Genomic DNA, 18980 nt, shown 5'->3' on the forward strand with positions numbered 1-18980 from the left:
TCCGAGCCTTGGAATCCGGTAACGGTATAAGTAAATGTTGGATCATCTTCGCCATATATTTTACCTTGGTTGTCATCGGCAATAACAGTCAGCGTGGCTTTGGTAATTTCAAAATCCGCACTTGTAAAGTCAATCACGTAATTTGCTCCTGCGCTTAAATCACCTTGAGTGATTGGGTAGGTTCCCGCGTCTTCGCCTGCTGTTCTGTCCAAAGCTCCGGTTAAGATGCTCTCATCATCCGAGCCTTGGAATCCGCTAACGCTATAAGTTAGTACCGGATCGGTTTCGCCGTATACTTTGCTTTGTCCGCTGTTGGCGGTTATGGTCAATGTGGCTTGGTTAATAACTACTTCTATTTTTGTGCGTTCGCTTTCGCAACCGTTGGCTGTAACTTGGCTTACCCAATACGTTTGCGTGCCCACTGCATCCGTTGTTGGTGTTGGTGCGGTGTTGGTGCCGGTTCCGGCGGTTTCGGTTGTGTACCACAACAAACTATTATTGGTGTCTGCTGTAGCGGTTAATGCTGTAGCAATATCTCCATAGATATACGTTAGTGTTGCAGATGATACAGGCATATCCGGTACGTCATTGACTATTACAACCACTTCTTCTCGTAGCGATTTACATCCTGTTTCAAAAATCCAGTTGTAGTATCCCATATAATAAGAAGGCAGGTATTCATTGCCTGTAATAGAAGCTACTGCTGAACTATAAGGATAAGATGCACCACTCGTATTTCTCAACATTCCATTAGATGGTAAAGTAGTTTCTATTACATAGGTTCCTGGTAGTAATTGAATATCTATAGGAACTACTTGTTTTACAGTTCTGTTTGCTCCAACGGTGGTATAATTAATGGTACCAACGGTAGCGGAACCTGTCGCTCCTCTTTGTTTAAATGTCATTCTACCAGTTTGTCCTGCAGTAGAAGGATAGATATCAATACTCTTTAATTTTGTCGATTCTAAAATAGTAAAATACACATCCCATTCTGTCCCCCAATTGCCTGATGATGTACTTACTGCTGCCGCATTTAATGGACCTGTTGCTGATTCAGGGGTCGTTACTTCATACCAAAAGGAAGAAGTTGCTGAAACCGTAGCTGTGTAGGTATTTCCTGTATGTATAGGTGTCGTTGATGTTTGTGAATTATACCAATTCACGATTCCTTGTGTGTCTACAGTTAAAGTAACCTCACGAGAACCACAGAAAGTTAAATCTGTAGCACTTGTTGTTAATTCATAATCAGGATGCTCACATAACGTAGTAAAAGATATTCGACTCCAAGTACTTTCATCTGTTGCAGCACAAAGCGATTGGACATAGATAAGATATTCTGTTTCGGCACTTAAACCTGTTAGGGTTTCTGATAAATTAGTAGTAGTTAAGGTACGAACTAGCCCTGTAGCGTCACCTGGACGTCCACTGGTTCTTACTTCAATTTTGTAACCTAAAGCAGGAGGAGTTCCCAGTATAGGCGCATCCCAAACGACTTGTACTGAATTTTTAGTAATCCTTTTTGCCTTTATATTCAAAGGCGGAAAACAGGTAGGTGCTGGTATAATTTGAACCGCATAATCTTCAGTTTCACCATACGTAGACGTTAATGAACAAGGATCTAAATCAGCACCACCTTTAAGGTAGTGATATTGTACTCTTAATCGGTATATACCTGGTTCCACAGTTGCAGGAACAGTAAAACTAGGAAAATTGGCAGTAGTACTAGAGGCAATAGTACTGGCAATGACACTAACTTTTTCATTTGATTCGAAAACAAGATTATTATTATAGTCAATCCAAATCGCAGCCCCATGATTTCCAGTTCCAGTTCCACTGGTCAAAGAAGCAATATAAGCCTCTCCTATTTCTAGTATGGCTGGTTCAACTGTTCCTGAATAATCTTTATATCCAGCTGTTCCTTCAGAGGCGTTTGAATTGTTATTTAAATTTGATAATTTAAAGTTTCTAATCTCATCTCCGTTATTTCCAGCTCCGGTAGGTATACAATATCCTGTTCTAAATTGAAAAGGACCTGCCCAGGCACTTACTCCATCTACAGCACCACAATCACGGCGTACATAATAGTCGTAATCCATATCTGCAGTTAAACCAGAAAGTGTTCCTCCATTGGCAAAACCAGTGACTAATGTTCCAGCTGTAGCAACATTAAAACCTCTTTCCCCCCATTTAATATCAAACGTATTTCCTGCGCTTGTCCAAGTTAAATCTACACTTGTTGCAGTCAAATTTTGAATACCTAAGTTCTCTGGTTTAAAGCAAGTTGGTGTAATTTCACCGGATAAAGCAAAAATATGCAAAAACCCACTGGTTGAACTGGTTTTAGTAAGCGCAACTTGTTGGATAATCTTATTTTGATTATCTGGACTAATATCAATGGCTACTTGAAATAGTTTTGGATTAGTCGTATTGTTATCTGGGTTTTGAGTTCCTGTACGAGGTACTCTTCCAATTCCTCGAATCGCAATTGCTGGTGTACCTTGGTCGTACCAATCCGGAACAGACTGAGAAGAAAAGGTTTGTGTTGTTCCATCTGTAAAAGTAATGATCCCCATAAAAGTTGACGGCGAACTCCCGGAAGTAGCTAATAAATATAGTTTAATTAACTTATTTGTTGTTTGAACTGCTAAAGTACCTGTTCCATTATTCGCATTGATCTTTAAGCTGTTATTTTGATCATAAGGCGCTAATTGAAAAGTCAATCCTGGTGTAGCTGTTGCTATAGAAGTAATTAATCCATTAGCAGGAAGACCTACTTTTGCTTTGGGATAATTAATACTCATAAAAGCATTATTGGCACCAGAGCTTGTTGCATCGACCGCTGCTGTAGTATGGGTAGATGCGGGTGTATCCTCTGCAATAACATCTTCATTGAAACCGGAGGTAATAGTTAAAGGAGTATAGTCTTGAGCTAGCATTTGAACTCCAAGAAATATAAATGTAAGTAATAAGTAAAATTTTTTCATTTATTTGTTTTAATAATTGTAACAGCTTTATGTGTAATGATGGTGGTTTCAAAAACATCAATTTCCTTTCTCAAAGTCACCATAGTTTTTATTCTTCATTTTTATTTAAATCACGGTATGCAATTGCAAGGCTTGGTAATAATTTAGGAGTTCCAATTAATTAATTAATTAATGCTTCTTTTTTAGCTCTACTTCAACCTTGTATTTGTTTTTCTCGTTTAAAAGCTTGTGTCATGTTTTTATCTTTTCATTTTAGTATCAAAAATAAATGAAGAAATGAATAAATGGCGCATTTAGGGGGTGGACAAAGGGGTGGACAAAAGAATAGTGTTTTTGTAATTTATTGATTTTTATATGTTTATAGGTGTTTTAAAAAATAACGGCAATTGGCTATCTTAGCCAAAAAATAATATTATCAGAACACCTTTCTGCATACTGGTTTGTTTTTCGGGACTGTTTTTAAAAATCTTTCAATCCTAATCGGATAGATAGCTACCGTGTGGTATCTCTCCCAAGTACAACCTAAAAAGGAGTCTATGAACCGAGCTGTCAATTGGAAAAGTTTCAGTTTATTGGTTTTCTGATGGGTTGATCTTTTGAGCTGATCAATCATTTTATTCAACTCGAATTACAGACACAAAGGGGTAGATCGATAATTAGGATACCTGCTTCCCTTTTTTGAACGATAGACTGTGTAACGGGGTACTGTAAATAGTCTTGCGGGACGTACTCCGAAAGAAAACGATGGGGGCTATTATCTGTAATATCTTTCCCCAATATCCTGCAGGCAACGTCAGACCATGACCTTCCAGATATTGTAGAGAATCAGGTTTTTCTTCCGAAACTAACCTTCTTTAATTATGAAGCTCTATATCGCAATTTTGGTCAAGTACAAACTTAAACAAGTAGATCGGTTCGGAGCTTGGGGTGGGGGGATACATAAATGTCCTGATTGATCAGGGTTTCAATCTTCTGATACCATATTATCGAATCATCTCTCATAGCTGATCATAAAGATCCGTTGTTTCCCATTCAACATTGACATTAAATACTCCAGATTCCGTACAACCTTCTCCATCATTGAAAAAAAATACCTCCCGGAATTCACTCTGATTGTACGAAAAGTCTGATGATGTTTTATTCTTTTATTTTTCATGGTTTCTGACAAATTCATATTCTTTAGCAAAGAGAAAGGCTATGTTTCTACTGTCTGAAAATTAAACCCTTAAGACAATTTAAAGATAAACAAATATTTAGAATATAAACAATAAAAAGGATAATCTGCTTATTTTAAGGCATAATCAGGTAAGAAACCAAGATACGTAATTATCATCTAATTTTACTTTCTTTCCAACAACCCAACGTCTGTACTTCTTATCAAGAGGTTTTCTCAATATTTAACCCAATGGGGCTAAGGTTATTCCTTCCTTATAGACTGATAACCAATTATTTTATCTAAAATTGATTCAAATATTGAATACGTTACTATCTTTTAGTATCTGTTTATTTTTTTGGATTTAAAATAATTATTGTAATTTACAAAATTATTACTTCTTAATTTAATTGACTATTCAATGTTTTCTTATGGTTACAATGTTCCTTTGGAGTGAACTTTAATGCAAAGTTTCTGTTTGTTAATACCGATTTTTGTTTTAGGTTTCTTTCAGATTCTAAATTTTCATTCCTTCGCCTTCAGCTAATGATTGGCGATTAGCTCGATACTGAACTTTTATTACCAAATTACCATGTATGATACAAAACAAAACCTGAATAAACCATATAGGTTTATTTTCCAAAGGCGTAACGCATGCGAAATCCAAATGTATAACTATTTAAAACAGCATCTTTAAAACGAGATTGGTTCCACACACTGGGATATGAAAGTGGATTTTCAACATCGTGGGTGTAGCTGATCTCTTGACTCAAATCTTCTTTCTTAGGTCGTATGTCATTCAGTCCTAATTCTAAAAATACCCCCAGATACAGGCTATTCCCTGTAGAGTAATTCTGTTTTACTCCTGTCTCTAAAAGCCATGAGAAACGATTCTTTAACCTCATATTTCCCTTTCTAACCGGATGACCAAATGTTCCAAATCCGACAAATTCAGGTCCGCGAAGCTCTGCATCCCATTGCGGATAATAGCCCGAAGTACGAAGATCTCTCCACTGTAAGCGATAGGTGGCATTTCCCAATTGCAAACCATAGGATACGCCGGTACGGATATACCATTGCACTTGGGCTCCGGTCTGGTACTGTATAGTCAAAGGGAAATTCAAAGTCCGCCAATGAACCCGCTCCGAAAAAGAACTTGCTTGATACCGAAACTCAAACTGATCTCCTTCCAAGTCCACTTCGGTATACTGCCTGCGTATTGAACGTTCTCGGTAGGAAAACTCTCCGTTGGTATAAGATAACCCCAAGCCCAAACTCCAGTGCTGGTTCAAATAGTGCTGATATCCCAAACCCAGGGAATACCCCGTAGAAGAATTACTTAACGAAACTTTATCGGATCCTGCTTCTCGAACAAAATATCCCGACCCCTCCAAATACCATTCTTGAGCTTGGGCTGCGCCTGTCAGAGAGAACGCAGCCAAACACCCCAATATTATTCTTAATCTAGATGAACTAATCAATTTTTTTATTTTTATGGTTTTACTACAATTTTCACAGTCTCACGCTGCCCTTCTATATACAAGAGAAGCAAATAAGTTCCGGATTGCAACATATCCGGAAGGCGCAATACAGAAGAGCGATCCTCCAAGCGAATTGTCAACAAATGCTGTCCGCTTACTGCATAAAGCTGAGCTATGGCGCCTTTGAAAGAAGACGAAGGATAGTCGAATACAACATGCAACTCTCCGCCGGAATCTACCGGATTTGGGTAAACTTTCAATCCGAAATTATGTTTATAACTTATGTAAGATGGACATACATGGAACTCCTCACCAGAGTCTGTAGTCAACACCACTCTATATGTTGCGGTTTCTTCCAGAAGATGTTCTAAACTACTTCCTGCCGAATATATCTGTTCATTTCCGACGGGTTTGTCATTGCGATACCACTGATAGCCTATAAAGCGATATCCTCCGTTAGTTGCCGGATTGTTGTTGACCAGCAAAGTATTGTCAAACTTTTGAACGACGATATCTTCAAAAGCAAACGGACGGTTTACCACTATTTCATATTGACGTACCACTTCTCCATTTTCAGAGATCACCTCCACAGACTGACGGTATATCCCGGCTCGAGGCGTTGCTATTACAAAATTATGTGAAGGCGATACCCACGCTCCGTATTCGGTGTCAATCTCTACGCGTACTTCATTCGACAAGGCATCGCATTGCTGAGTGTAATACATCACTGAAGAAAGTGTTTCGAAGATTTCTCCTTCGATTATCAAACGATGGATTGATGCATCGCGACTTTCAATACGCAATTTGCGATTTACCGGTTCTGCAGCCAAATAATTCTCATTTCCCTCTTGAAAAGCTGTAATGACAATGACGCCTGCATGCTGTAAACTTACCCAACCTTCCGGTGTTACCGTAGCGGAAGGATTCTCGCTTTCGTAAGTATAACTGTAGGAAACAGCTAAACCGGAATCGGAATGTGCTGCCAATTGAAAGTCTGAAGCTTCTTCAAGCAACAGAACAGCTAAAGCTTCAAACGTAAGTTTCTGTGTCGCTTTTTCAATGGTCAACGTAGCGGTCAACGTCAAATCTTCGTAGTTGGTACCACCATCGATCTCAGCAGTTACCGTGTAGCTGCCTGCATCCGTTTGGTCGTTATTTGTATAACTCACCGATGTGCCTGTTGGCAGTGTGCCTGCAATCATTAACGACTTGGCTGTTCCGTCGTAAGTAAAGCTGGCATCGTCCAAAGTAATACCTTCGATACTAGCTTTTTCAATAGTTAGCTGTGCGGTCAGCGTCAAGTCTTCGTAGTTGTTTCCTCCATCGATCTCAGCAGTTACCGTGTAGCTGCCTGCATCCGTTCGGTCGTTACCTGTATAATTCACCGAAGTACCCGTTGGCAATGTGCCTGCAATCATCAACGACTTGGCGGTGCCGTCGTAGATAAAAGTCGCGTCGTTCAAGGTAACACCTGCGATAGGGGCTTTCTCAATAGTTAGCTCAGCAGTCAGCGTCAGATCTTCGTAGTTGGTACCGCCGTTGATCTCTGCCGTTACCGTGTAGCTACCAGCATCCGTTTGGTTGTTATTTGTATAACTCACCGAAGTACCCGTTGGCAGCGTACCTGCAATCATTAACGACTTGGCTGTACCGTCGTAGGTAAAGCTGGCGTCGTTCAAGGTAATACCTGCGATAGGGGCTTTCTCAATAGTTAGCTGTGCGGTCAACGTCAGGTCTTCGTAGTTGGTACCACCATCAATCTCAGCAGTTACCGTGTAGCTGCCTGCATCCGTTTGGTCGTTACCTGTATAACTCACCGAAGTACCCGTTGGCAATGTACCTGCAATCGCCAGCGATTTGACCGTACCGTCGTAGGTAAAGCTGGCGTCGTTCAAGGTAATACCTGCGATAAGGGCTTTCTCAATAGTTAGCTCAGCAGTCAGCGTCAGATCTTCGTAGTTGGTACCACCATCAATCTCAGCAGTTACCGTGTAGCTGCCTGCATCCGTTTGGTCGTTACCTGTATAACTCACCGAAGTACCCGTTGGCAATGTGCCTGCAATCACTAGTGATTTGCTAGTACCATCGTAGGTAAAGGCCGCATCATCCAAGGTAATACCTGTGATGGTAGCTTTTTCAATGATCAGCTCCGCCGTCAACGTCAGATCTTCGTAGTTGTTACCGCCGTCGATCTCTGCCGTTACCGTGTAGCTACCAGCATCCGTTTGGTTGTTATTTGTATAACTCACCGAAGTACCCGTTGGCAATGTACCTGCAATCATTAACGACTTGACCGTACCATCGTAAGTAAAGGTTGCATCGTCCAAAGTAATACCTGTGATAGGCGCTTTCTCAATAGTTAGCTCAGCAGTCAACGTCAGGTCTTCGTAGTTGGTACCACCATCAATCTCAGCAGTTACCGTGTAGCTGCCTGCATTCGTTTGGTCGTTACCTGTATAACTCACCGAAGTACCCGTTGGCAATGTGCCTGCAATCATCAACGACTTGGCTGTACCGTCGTAAGTAAAGCTGGCATCGGTAAACGAGATGCCTGTGATACTGGCTTTCTCAATAGTTAGCTCAGCAGTCAGGATCAGGTCTTCGTAGTTGGTACCACCATCAATCTCAGCAGTTACCGTGTAGCTGCCTGCATCCGTTTGGTCGTTACCTGTATAACTCACCGAAGTACCCGTTGGCAATGTACCTGCGATCGCCAGTGACTTGGCGGTGCCGTCGTAGATAAAAGTCGCATCATCCAAGGTAATACCTGTGATGGTAGCTTTTTCAATGATCAGCTCAGCAGTAAGCGTCAGATCTTCGTAGTTGGTACCACCGTCGATCTCAGCAGTTACCGTGTAGCTGCCAGCTTCTGTTTGGTCGTTATTTGTGTAAGTCACCGAAGTACCCGTTGGCAGTGTACCTGCGATCGCCAGTGACTTGGCGGTGCCGTCGTAGGTAAAGCCGGCATCGTCCAAAGTAATACCTGTGATGGTAGCTTTTTCAATGATCAGCTCCGCCGTCAACGTCAGATCTTCGTAGTTGTTTCCTCCATCGATCTCAGCAGTTACCGTGTAGCTGCCAGCTTCTGTTTGGTCGTTATTTGTGTAAGTCACCGAAGTACCCGTTGGCAATGTACCTGCAATCACTAGTGATCTGCTCGTACCATCGTAGGTAAAGGCCGCATCATCCAAGGTAATACCTGTGATGGTAGCTTTTTCAATGATCAGCTCCGCCGTCAACGTCAGATCTTCGTAGTTGGTACCGCCGTCGATCTCTGCCGTTACCGTGTAGCTACCAGCATCCGTTTGGTTGTTATTTGTATAACTCACCGAAGTACCCGTTGGCAATGTACCTGCAATCATCAACGACTTGGCGGTGCCGTCGTAGATAAAAGTCACATCGTCTAAAGTAATACCTGCGATAGGGGCTTTTTCAATAGTTAGCTGTGCGTTCAGCGTCAGATCTTCGTAGTTGTTTCCTCCATCAATCTCAGCAGTTACCGTGTAGCTGCCAGCTTCTGTTTGGTCGTTATTTGTGTAAGTCACCGAAGTACCCGTTTGCAATGTACCTGCAATCATTAACGACTTGGCTGTACCGTCGTAGGTAAAGCTGGCGTCGTTCAAGGTAATACCTGCGATAGGGGCTTTCTCAATAGTTAGCTGTGCGGTCAACGTCAGGTCTTCGTAGTTGGTACCACCATCAATCTCAGCAGTTACCGTGTAGCTGCCTGCATCCGTTTGGTCGTTACCTGTATAACTCACCGAAGTACCCGTTGGCAATGTACCTGCGATAACCAGCGACTTGACCGTACCATCGTAGGTAAAGCTGGCACCCTCAAATGTAATACCTGTGATTGCGGCTTTATTGATGGTTAGCGTAGCGGTCAACGTCAGGTTTTCGTAGTTGTTACCGCCGTCGATCTCTGCCGTTACCGTGAAGCTACCAGCATCCGTTTGGTTGTTATTTGTATAATTCACCGAAGTACCCGTTGGCAATGTACCCGAGATCGCAAGTGACTTAGCTGTCCCGTCGTAGGTAAAGCTGGCATTCTCAAATGTAATACCTGTAATGGTAGCCTTGGTAATCGCAAAATCTGCGCCTGCAAAATCAATGTTGTAATTCCCGCCTGCGCTTAAGTCACCTTGATCAATCGGATAGCTCCCCACACCCTCTCCTGCCGCTCTGCTTAGAGAACCTGTAAGGACAGTTTCGTCATCTGAGCCTTGGAAACCACTAACGGTATAGGTCAGCACGGGATCAGCTTCGCCGTATACTTTACTTTGGTTAGCATCTGCCGTTACCGTAAGTGTAGCTGTGGTAATTTCAAAATCAGCCCCTATAAAATCAATCTCGTAATTCGCTCCGGCGCTTAAATCGCCCTGCCCAATTACGTAGGTGCCGACGTCTTCACCAGGGATTCTGTTCAATGCTCCGGTTAGGATGGTTTGATCATCTGCACCTTGATAGCCCGAAACGGTATAAGTAAATTCAGGGTCACTATCTCCGTACACCTTGTTTTGGTTAGCATCTGCCGTTACCGTAAGCGTAGCTTTTGTAATCTCAAAATCCGCACTTGTAAAGTCAATCTCATAATTCGCTCCGGCGCTTAAATCGCCTTGCCCAATAGCGTAGGTGCCGACGTCTTCACCAGGGATTCTGTTCAATGCTCCGGTTAGGATGGTTTGATCATCTGCACCTTGATAGCCCGAAACGGTATAAGTAAATTCAGGGTCACTATCTCCGTACACTTTGTTTTGGTTAGCATCTGCCGTTACCGTAAGTGTAGCTTTGGTAATCTCAAAATCCGCACTTGTAAAGTCAATCTCGTAATTCGCTCCGGCGCTTAAATCGCCCTGCCCAATAGCGTAGGTGCCGACGTCTTCGCCAGGGATTCTGCTCAATGCACCACTTAGGATACTGTTGTCATCCGCATCTTGATAACCCGAAACGGTATAAGTAAATTCAGGGTCACTATCTCCATACACCTTGTTTTGATTAGCATCTGCCGTTACCGTAAGTGTAGCTTTTTCAATCGTCAGCGTAGCGGTCAATGTCTTATCCAGACCGCAACCAGAGAGTGTAACAGTAACAGTGTAAACCCCTGCATCCATTGCTTCGGTCACTACCGTACCCTCCACATCCGTAATTACATAAGAATCCGTCACGCCCGTAGGCAAATTTGTAGCTGTGATGGTATGTGCGATACCATTATATGTAACATCTGTATCTTCAAACAGCACATTATCGTAATTAACATGCTCACCTTGGAATTCATATGCTCCCATATCAATGATACCTCCGCCAGCAAAGTCATAAACCCTTGGATTACCAGCTAAATCTTTGCTATTCGCATCCAATCCTGTAAGAAGACTGTTACTTCCGGCATTGACCGCTGGAGAACAAGCTGTCAAACTATAATCACCATTTGACCCATCGGCAAATAAGTCGGTAAAAGCTAAAGTACCGTCCAGGTTACCGTCAGCTGTACTGTTTTCACCCTGCACCAGACTGAATTGGATATCTTTCGAGATGGTACCTGTCTCTGAATCTAATACACTGTTACTATTATCTGTTTCACTTTTCACGTTGCCATACACAATGCTGTTGTGTGCTGTAAACTTCTTAGCTCCGCTACCATCAAAATAAATATAAGCGCCTCCTATATTGCCTGCAAGCGTACTATTGGTTAATGTTATTTCATTTGAAGAAGAAGAAGAAGAAAAAATCCCACCGCCATAACTACTTCTATTATTATAAACCGAAGAATTCGTTAACACAACTGAAAAAGAAGAAGAAGAATAAGAATAAATCCCACCGCCATTATTACTTCTATTATTATAAACCGAAGAATTTGTTAAAAGAACAGAAGAAGAAGAATTAGAAGAAGAATAAATCCCACCGCCATTATTACTTCTATTATTATAAACCGAAGAATTCGTTAACACAACAGAAGAAGAAGAATTAGAAGAAGAATAAATCCCACCGCCAAAGTCACTACTACTATTATTATAAACCGAAGAATTCCTTAACACAACAGAAGAATAAGAAGAATAAGAAGAAGAATAAATCCCACCGCCATTATTACTTCTATTATTATAAACCGAAGAATTCGTTAAATGAACCGAAGAAGATGATGATGAGGAGGAGAGAATTCCACCACCATCATAAGCACTGCTACTATTATAAACCGAAGAATTCGTTAAATGAACCGAAGAAGAAGAAGAAGAATTAGAAAAAGAATAAATCCCTCCACCACCAGCACCACTACTATTATTATAGACCGAAGAATTCGTTAAACGAACAGAAGAAGAAGAAGAAAAAGAAGAAGAAGAAATCCCCCCACCAAAGTCATTATAAACAGCGCCTCCGTTTACTTGAAAATAAGAAGAACCGTTTGCATTTCCTCCTGAGATATTAAAACCATCCAACTTTACTTCTACATCCTCGGTAGCACTAGCTGCCATAACAACATGGTACACATTCTCTTCATTACCGGATATCAACGCAGCCCCTCTACCGGGCATGGTACCAACAACATCATCACCATCCAGATCACCGCTTAAGATAGTACCATTAAGGTTAGCCTCATCCTTGTCCGGTATTATCCGCGCATGCGTCAGTTCAGTAACCCCATTGGCAGGATCAAAACCACCATACAACTCCACATCCTTGACCATCAAGAAGGTTCGGTCGCGAGCATACTGTGCATCTGCACTAAATCCCTTCCCGTCTTCCGGTGTGTACTTTGGTTTGTAGGTACCCTTAGCGACGTAAATTTTTAATGGATTGTTGGCATCCCATAAGTTAGCTGCTTTATTATCATTCGCCCATTTCAAAGCATCCGCAAGTTCAGGTATAGCATTAGCCCAGCTATCGCCCACGCCCGTATAGCCCGTAGCATTCTGGTCTACGCTTTGGTTGATGTAGAGGATGTTGTCCATGTCGGGCGTGAAGCAAAACGTTCCCTGATTGCTCTGGTTCTCGTAGGCTCCTATATCCACATTACAACCTGACAACCTCGGATTGCCCGCTAAGTCGGTGTCATTGTCTATTTCGTCCGGGTATAAAGCATTATTCCCAGCATCTACTGCCGGGCTACTGTCTCCCAAACTATAATCGCCATTTAACGCATCGGCAAATAAGTTGGCATAAGCTAAAGTACCGTCCAGGTTACCATTTGCTGTACTATTTTCACCTTGTACCAGACTGAATTGGATATCTTTCGAGATGGTACCCGTATTTGTATCCAAAGTACTGTTACTATCATCGGTCTCACTTTTCACATTGCCATACACGATGCTGTTATGTGCTGTAAACTTTTTAGCTCCATAACCTTCAAAATAAATATAAGAGTCCCCTATATTGCCTGCAAGCGTACTATTGATTAATTTGATTTCATTTGAAGAATTAGAAAAAGAATGAATCCCACCGCCATTACTACTACTGTTATTATAAACCGAAGAATTCGTTAATACAACAGAAGAATTAGAATAAGAAGAAGAATAAGAATAAATCCCACCGCCATTATTACTTCTATTATTATAAACCGAAGAATTCGTTAACACAACTGAAGAAGAACCAGGAGAAGAAGAAGAATTAGAAAAAGAATAAATCCCTCCACCACCAACACCACTACTATTATTATAGACCGAAGAATTCGTTAACACAACAGAAGAATTAGAATAAGAAGAAGAAGAAGAATTAGAAGAATAAATCCCTCCACCATAACTACTACTATTATTATATACCGAAGAATTCGTTAACACAACAGAAGAAGAAGAATAAGAAGAATAAGAATAAGAATAAGAATAAATGCCACCGCCAGATTCACTACTACTATTATTATAAACCGAAGAATTCGTTAAATGAACCGAAGAAGAAGAAGAAAAATTAGAATAGATTCCACCGCCAGATCTTCTAGAAACATTAGCTCCGTTTACTTGAAGACCAAAAGAACCATCTGCATTACCACCTGTGACGGCAATACCATCTAGTTTTACTACTACATCTTCCGTGGCACTTGCTGCGATAACAACGTGGTACACATTCTCTTCATTACCGGATATCGGCGCTGTTCCTTGACCAGGGGTGCTACCAATTACATCATTTCCATCCAGATCACCGCTTAAGATAGTACCAATAGGGTTAGCCCCATCCTTGTCCGGTAATATCCGCGCATGCGTCAGTTTGGTAACCCCGTTGGCAGGATCAAAACCACCATACAACTTTACATCCTTGACCATCAGAAAGGTTCGGTCGCGGGCATACTGTACATCTGCACTAAATCCCTTCCCGTCTTCCGGCGTGTACTTAGGTTTGTAGATACCTTTAGCTACATATATCTTTAAAGGATTGTTGGCATCCCATAAGTCAGCTGCTTTATTATCATTCGCCCATTTCAACGCATCCGCCAGTTCGGGTATGGCATTAGCCCAGCTATCGCCCACGCCCGTATAGCCCGTAGCATTCTGGTCTACGCTTTGATTGACGTATAGGATATTTTCAGAATTGGGGCTATATTGCACGGTCTGACTCTCATAGGCTCCCATGTCGATAGCAGTACCAAACAATCGGGGATTGCCCGCTAAGTCAGTGTCATTGTCTATATCGCCTGAGTATAAAGCATTTTTTCCCGCATCAATGGCAGGGCTACCGCTTTGCAAACTATAATCACCATTTGACCCATCGGCAAATAAGTCGGTAAAAGCTAAAGTACCGTCCAGGTTACCGTCAGCTGTACTGTTTTCACCCTGCACCAGACTGAATTGGATATCTTTCAAGATGGTACCTGTCTCTGAATCTAATACACTGTTACTATCATCTATCTCACTTTTCACGTTGCCATACACCATGCTGTTGTGTGCTGTAAACTTCTTAACTCCGCTACCATCAAAATAAATACAAGAGCCTCCTATATTGCCTGCAAGCGTACTATTGATTAATGTTATTTCATTTGAAAAATTAGAATAAGAATAAGAATAAATCCCACCGCCATTACTACTACTATTATTATAAACCGAAGAATTCGTTAACACAACAGAAGAATTAGAAGAATAAGAAGAATAAGAATAAATCCCACCGCCATTATTACTTCTATTATTATAAACCGAAGAATTCGTTAACACAACTGAAGAAGAACCAGGAGAAGAAGAAGAATTAGAAAAAGATAAAATCCCTCCACCATCACTACTACTATTATTATAAACCGAAGAATTCGTTAACACAACAGAAGAATTAAAATAAGAAGAAGAATAAGAATTAGAAGAAGAAGAAGAATAAATCCCTCCACCATAACTACTACTATTATTATATACCGAAGAATTCGTTAACACAACTGAAGAAGAAGAATAAGAAGAATTAGAAAAAGAAAAAGAATAAATGCCACCGCCGCCAGATTCACTACTACTATTATTATATACCGAAGAATTCGTTAACACAACAGAAGAAGAAGAAGAAGAAGAAGAAGAATAAGAATAAATGCCACCGCCAGATCTTCTAGAAACATTAGCTCCGTTTACTTGAAAACCGGAAAAACCGTTTGCATTTCCTCCTGAGATATTAAAACCATGCAACTTTACTTCTACATCCTCGGTAGCACTAGCTGCCATAACAACATGGTACACATTCTCTTCATTACCGGATATCGACGCAGCCCCTCGACCAGGCATGGTACCAACAACATCATCACCATCCAGATCACCGCTTAAGATAGTACCATTAAGGTTAGCCCCATCCTTATCCGGTAAGATCCGCGCATGCGTAAGTTCGGTAACCCCGTTGGCAGGATCAAAACCACCATACAACTCCACATCCTTGACCATCAAGAAGGTTCGGTCGCGAGCATACTGTGCATCTGCGCTAAATCCCTTCCCATCTTCTGGTGTGTACTTCGGCTTGTAAGTACCTTTAGCTACGTAAATTTTTAATGGATTGTTGGCATCCCATAAGTTGGCTGCTTTATTATCATTCGCCCATTTTAGCGCATCCGCCAATTCGGGTATGGCATTGTCCCAGCTATCCCCAGAGCCATTACCTCCATTTACGCTTTGATTGACGTAGAGGATGTTGTCAGAATTGGGAGAAATCGGATTTTGTGAATAACCAGCAACCCAAAAAAAAGAATAAAGGATAAAGTATAGTAGATAGTTGTATTTCATAATTATATATAAATATGTAGATATTATTTTTTACCAAGTTTTACACACAAAGTGTATTTATGTACCAAAATTAATTGAAGAACAGTTCTTTCTAGACCGTAGGATATACCCAGTTTGAAGCAATCAGATTTTTTACTAAAACAGATTGACAAGGTGCAGACTAGGATTCGACGGATTCTAATTTTTATATAAGATATAATGTTTAGTACATTTCTCATAACTTAACCGTTAGAATACACAATACAAAAATTGTGAATTCCAACTGATTTATCCAATATGTAACGTGGACAAAAACGTGGACAAATGTGTAAAGAAACAAAATTAGATTACTGATAACTAATGGTTTGTGCGTACACCACTTGTTTAACTATGGTTTTTCCTGTGGGGACACGTCAGAAAGAGAAGATTTTGGTATAATAAAGGACAAGACTTACAAATAAAGCATTACTGTATTGCGAAATGGGGTCCCAATTTTTTGCGGAGTCTGTATTTTGCTTTTCGAACTGATTCGGGAGAAATTCCCAAAGTGTCTGCCATTTCCTTTGTTGTCTTTTGCAGCTGCAGTAAAGCGAAAATTCGCTCGTCTGAAGGGGTAATTTCAGCGCAGTTTTGTCGTAAATGCAGAATTTTTCCGGGATATACAGTGTCAAAAAGTTTTAAAAACGTAGCCCATTCTTCATTGGTAAGCAATTTGCTTTGGTGTAGTTCAGCCAAGATGTTTTGTATGCGTCCATCATTCTCGAGTGAATTGTTTGCGTTTTGAACTTGTACCTGTTCTAACTGTTCAGAGATGGAATGAATCATTTTATTTTTTTGCTGTATGTGCTTTAACTGCTCTTCCATTTCTTTTTTTGCATGGGATAAGGCGATTTCCAAATTTTCCTGTTTGGAGAGCCATAGACTTTCTTTAGTGCGATGTAGTTCTCTTAACCGCTTTTGTCTGTGCACCCAGTAGTAAGACGAAACTCCAACCAAAACAAGAATCAAAATTATGATGGTAACCGTTAAAGCCAACTTTGCCTGCAAAGCTCTTTCTTTAGTTTTGCCGATACGCAATTCTGAGGTCTTATATTGTAATTGCAATTGATTATGAGCCACCTCTGTAATCAGTCTATTGTATTGTGTAAGGATATATTTATCTAGTTGATATAAACTATCCTGATAGGCTATCACCTTTGTCAGCTGTCCTGTTTTTATATAGTATTCTTTCCATGCCCAGTAATAATTCTTTAGGTAAGATTCCTGTCTTTGCTGTTGTCCCAAACTGGGGAATTCCATATGCCGTTCAATTTCTTCACTTTGCAAAATATATTGCCTGGCTTTTTCTAATTCTCCTAATGCCACGTAAGCTTTAGCCAACTTAATGGCGGCTCCCTGAGCAATCTCCGGATAATCCGGATGCTGATTATTATACTGAATATTGATAAGGTAATGGTCTAGCGCCGATTGATATTTTTGTTGTTCGAAATACAAATCCCCTATATTTCCATTCAATAACCCTATCCAGGTATGGTCCGCGTAGCTTTTTGCTAAATCCAAAGCCTTGTGGAAATAATATCTTGCACTGTCTCTTTGCTCTAATTTTTCGTAACACAAAGCCAACGTGTTGTAGCGCTGCATATCATAGTTTTTATTAAAAGCAGGGTATTGCAGTGCTTCTAAAGTAAAGTCTTTGGCTTTTACGTAATCGTGAAACAAATAGTAATCCAGTGCTATGCCGTGTAAGTAGCGCTCTATTTCGGGTATTTTTTCATAACCGATTTCCTTAAAAGCCCGGTTGGCTTCTTCTAAATGCAAAAAGGCTTTTGCATATTCTTTTTGTTTAAAATATTCCTGACCCAAAAAGTGCTTGGCTACAGCCCAATATCTTTTGTCGTTTTCTAACGCATTTATAACTTGTTTAAAAAGCTGTGTTTTTCCGTATGAATCATTTGTGGTGTAAGTTTCTTTGACTAACTCAGCATATTTGATATATGCTTTCCAAACCTGATCCTGATACGTGCTTGCACGGCGATTTGACTCTGCTAAAAACAGCTCCACTGCTCCGAGATTGTTTTGAAAAACAGGGAGTGTATCCAAATAAGTGGCAAAAGCACGTATTCGTTCATCAGAGTTTAACTCTTTTATACCTTCAAGGAATTGTATATGAAGATTCTGCTGCGAAACTCCTGTTATTGTATAAACAAAAAACAAAAAGATGCTTAATAGTTTAAAATATTTCAAAATCAATCCATTTATTCTCTATTCTCTGCAAACATACATTTTTTTAGCAGTTTTTTTAGATTTCAATTTTTAACTAACCAAAAAGAATGCTTGACAGATTAAGGTAACTGGTTAGTTGTAAATAGCGTCTGCTGTCTGCTTGCCATTATCCAAGATCATAAGTTGCTTGTTGCTGTTGTCGGCATTTTTTAAATGTTCTAAACTTTTGTAATAAAATAAACGAGCATAGCTTCCGGATAATTTATTATCTTTTCGCAGCCGAATTTCTGTTTTAAATTCTTCAGTAAAAAGAGATGAATGGACAAAAGCTGAAATGATAAGGAATATGTGTTAAACCCTTTTTATAAATTAATGAGCTTTAGCTAATTCTTCTTTGATTTTGGCTACAGTAGGAGCGTAGTCAATACCTAAACCCTCCTGTTGATAGGTAAGCTCACCCTGAGTATTAAATACGCTTATAATATTTGAGTGAGAAAAATCTAAAGGAGATATCCGCTTGTAATTTACTGCCAGTATAGCTGCGAATTCTCTGGTGTTTTCATTGGTAGATCTCAGAAAAATCCACTGATTTCCATTCATTTGATTTTCTTGGGCAAAGGCTTTTAAACGTTCGGGAGTATCGGTTTCAGGGTCAATGCTTACTAAAATATATTTGATTGGTGCTTTGCCAGACGCGGCTACTTGTTTTTCTATGTTCCGCATATCGGCAACTAAGCGTGGACAGGCAGCTTTACACGACGTATAAATCATAACCATGACCAGTACATTTCCGTTTAACTCTTTTAATTCAATATCTTGCCCCTCTTGATTGGTCCACACCGACGGCAAGTTGTAGATGGACAAATCGCTGATTGCTTTAGTCTCTGTTGTTTCTGTCTTTGTTTCAACTGTAAGGGGTTGATTGTTGTTTTCTTTGTTTTTGCAGCCGATAAAAAATATGGCAGAAAATATAGGTATCATTAAAATAAACTTTTTCATAGGA

Annotated in this window: 5 protein-coding genes; all 5 read right to left on the minus strand. The window is 40.4% G+C overall.

The window, feature by feature from the left end; all coding sequences use genetic code 11:
* Positions 1-2984, minus strand: a 2984-nt coding sequence (locus C8P70_RS05925) for an MBG domain-containing protein (protein ID WP_133712419.1), incomplete at its 3' end; no start/stop codon positions are given.
* Positions 2985-4769: 1785 nt separating this feature from the next.
* Positions 4770-5579, minus strand: a complete 810-nt coding sequence (locus tag C8P70_RS05930; protein WP_166666176.1) for an outer membrane beta-barrel protein — start codon at positions 5577-5579, stop codon at positions 4770-4772.
* Between the two features lie 50 nt (positions 5580-5629).
* Positions 5630-15775, minus strand: coding sequence for an MBG domain-containing protein (locus tag C8P70_RS05935; RefSeq protein ID WP_133712421.1), 10146 nt, complete (start codon positions 15773-15775; stop codon positions 5630-5632).
* Positions 15776-16219: 444 nt separating this feature from the next.
* Positions 16220-17998 (minus strand): tetratricopeptide repeat protein, encoded by a 1779-nt coding sequence (locus tag C8P70_RS05940; protein ID WP_133712422.1) that lies wholly within the window; start codon positions 17996-17998, stop codon positions 16220-16222.
* A gap of 348 nt (positions 17999-18346) precedes the next feature.
* The gene (locus C8P70_RS05945; RefSeq protein WP_133712423.1) at positions 18347-18976 is read right to left on the minus strand and encodes an SCO family protein; all 630 of its coding nucleotides are present in this window, start codon (positions 18974-18976) and stop codon (positions 18347-18349) included.
* Between the last annotated feature and the right edge of the window lie 4 nt (positions 18977-18980).

The sequence above is a fragment of the Myroides indicus genome, from assembly GCF_004364575.1.
GTDB lineage: Bacteria > Bacteroidota > Bacteroidia > Flavobacteriales > Flavobacteriaceae > Flavobacterium > Flavobacterium indicum_A.